The sequence below is a fragment of the Pseudoxanthobacter sp. M-2 genome (assembly GCF_046156265.1).
Classification (GTDB): domain Bacteria; phylum Pseudomonadota; class Alphaproteobacteria; order Rhizobiales; family Segnochrobactraceae; genus CAMDHY01.
The window spans coordinates 1-2,457 of sequence record NZ_JAWDIR010000036.1 but is presented as its reverse complement, the minus strand read 5'-3'; the positions used below and the strand labels follow the sequence as shown (position 1 = coordinate 2,457).

Sequence of the window (2,457 nt, the reverse complement as noted above, 5' to 3'; positions counted from 1 at the left end):
GTATGCGGTGTCCCGACCTCACCTTCTTCGGCGGGGTTTGAGGGGGGACAGTAGCGATCCGATCTGGAGGATCGTTTTGTGTCCAGGCTTGACCATAGACTTGAGCCGGCGGGGCCCGTCCGGCGCCTTGAGGTGATCAGCGGCGCGATGGGGCGCAGGCGCTGGAGCGTCGATGACCGGGCCCGGATCGTGGAGGAGACGCTGGCGCCTGGTGCCGTTGTATCGGTCGTCGCGCGACGCCATGGGCTGACGCCGCAGCAACTGTTCACCTGGCGGCGGCAAGCCCGGAAGCAGGCGGATACGCTGCCGGCCTTCGTGCCGGCGGTGATTGTCCCGGAGCCGACGGCGGCCCCACCTGCAAAGCCGCCACGCGAACGCGCTTCTCGCGCCGTGTCGCGGCGCCGGGTGGCGGTGATCGCGATCGATGTCGCGGGCGTGAAGGTGACGATCGAGAACGGTGCATCGGCCGCCACGGTCGCAGCGGTGATCCGTGCGCTGAAGGGCGGCGGGTGATCGGCCCGACCGGCGCGGTCCGGGTGATGGTCGCGACCAGGCCGGTCGACTTCCGCAAGGGAGCCGAGGGTCTGGCGGTACTGGTGCGCGAGACGATGGGCGCCGATCCGTTCTCCGGCGCGGTGTACGTTTTCCGGGCGAAGCGCTCCGACCGTATCAAGCTCGTCTACTTCGACGGCACCGGCGTGTGCCTGTTCGCCAAGCGGCTGGAGGACGGCAAGTTCCAGTGGCCGGCGATCGCCGATGGCGTAGTGCGGCTGACGGCGGCGCAGTTGCAGGCGCTGCTCGAAGGCCTGGACTGGCGGCGCGTGCATGACGCCCGCCAGACGCGCGTGCCGGTCGCGGCGAGTTGATGGCAGGAGCACTGGCAACACGTTGTAATACATGATTGAATCGGCCTTGTGAGCAGCCTAACCGAGCCTCTGACCAACGATCCGATCGCGCTTCAGGCGATGCTGGCGGCAGAGCGCGCCGAGAACGAGCGGCTGCGCCAGATCATCAAGGAGTTGCAGCGTCATCGCTTCGGCCGGCGGGCGGAGAGCCTGCCCGTCGACCAGCTCCTGCTGGGCCTGGAAGAGGCCGAGCAAGTCGAGGCGGAAGGCCTCGCCGGCGAGGATGCAACCGATCCGGCGAAGGGCGCCGAGCGGGCAAGGGGGCGCCGCACCAACCGTGGTTCGCTGCCCGCCCATCTGCCGCGCATCGAGCAGGTGATCGACGTCGCCGACCGGAGCTGTCCCTGCTGCCGCGGCCAGTTGCACGTCATCGGCGAGGACGTCGCCGAACGCCTCGACGTCGTGCCGGCCCAGTTCCGCGTCATCGTCACGCGCCGGCCGAAGTACGCCTGCCGGACGTGCGAGGAGGTCGTGGTTCAGGCTCCGGCTCCGCCGCGGCTCGTCGAGGGCGGCATCCCGACCGAGGCGACGGTGGCCCATGTGCTGGTCGCCAAGTACGCCGATCACCTGCCGCTCTACCGCCAGGCCCAGATTTATGCCCGCCAAGGCGTCAACCTGGATCGGTCGACGCTTGCCGACTGGGTGGGCAAGGCGGCGTTCCTGCTTCGCCCGGTGCACGAGCGGCTGTTCGAGCGGCTGAAGGCGTCGCCCAAGCTGTTCGCCGACGAGACGACCGCGCCGGTGCTCGATCCAGGCCGGGGGCGGACGAAGACCGGGCAGTTGTTCGCCTATGCAAGAGACGATCGGCCCTGGGGTGGATCGGACCCGCCCGGCGTCGCCTACCTGTACGCGCCCGACCGCAAGGCCGAGCAACCGATCCGTCACCTCGCGGGCTTCGCCGGCATCCTCCAGGTCGACGGCTATGCGGGCTATCGCGTGCTGGCCGAGCGCACCTCCGTCCGCCTCGCCTTCTGCTGGAGCCACGTCCGTCGGCGGTTCTATGAGCTCGCCGCGGCCGGCCCCGCGCCGATCGCCACCGAGGCGCTCGCCCGCATCGCCGAACTCTACCGCATCGAGGGCGAGATCCGCGGCCGCCCCGCCGAGGAACGGCGCGCAAGCCGCCAGGCGCGGAGCTTGCCCATCGTCGCAGCCCTCGAGCCGTGGCTGCGCGACAAGCTCGCCCTCGTCAGCCAGAAGAGCAAGCTCGCCGAAGCGATCCGCTATGCGCTGAGCCGATGGGCGGGCCTCTGTCGCTTCCTCGACGACGGCCGCGTCGAGATCGATACGAACGTCGTCGAAAGGTCGATCCGGCCGATCGCCCTCAACCGCAAGAACGCCCTCTTCGCCGGCTCCGACGGTGGGGCCGAGCACTGGGCCGTGATCGCCTCGCTCGTCGAAACCGCGAAGCTCAACGCTGTCGAGCCGCAGAGCTACCTCGCCGACGTCATCGCCCGCATCGTCCAAGGCCACCCGCAGAGCCAACTCGACGATCTGCTTCCGTGGGTCTATGCACCCGCGCCCCTCAAGGCCGTGGCCTGAGAACAGCGCTTAC

At 69.5% G+C, this 2,457-nt stretch carries 3 protein-coding genes; all 3 read left to right on the top strand.

The genetic code is table 11. The annotated features are described in order from the left end of the window. The first annotated feature begins 78 nt into the window (after nt 1-78). From tnpA to tnpC, 3 genes are read left to right on the top strand one after another with little or no spacing between them, the layout of a single operon-like run. The gene (gene tnpA, locus RUR49_RS17580) at nt 79-513 is read left to right on the top strand and encodes an IS66-like element accessory protein TnpA (protein ID WP_409147709.1); all 435 of its coding nucleotides are present in this window, start codon (nt 79-81) and stop codon (nt 511-513) included. Further along, the gene (tnpB, locus tag RUR49_RS17575; protein ID WP_409147708.1) at nt 510-866 is read left to right on the top strand and encodes an IS66 family insertion sequence element accessory protein TnpB; all 357 of its coding nucleotides are present in this window, start codon (nt 510-512) and stop codon (nt 864-866) included. The genes tnpA and tnpB overlap by 4 nt, the downstream gene beginning before the upstream one ends. Before the next feature lie 48 nt (nt 867-914). Beyond that, nucleotides 915-2,444: an IS66 family transposase gene (tnpC, locus tag RUR49_RS17570; protein ID WP_409147707.1), complete on the top strand. Its 1,530-nt coding sequence runs from the start codon at nt 915-917 to the stop codon at nt 2,442-2,444. The last annotated feature ends 13 nt before the right edge of the window (nt 2,445-2,457 follow it).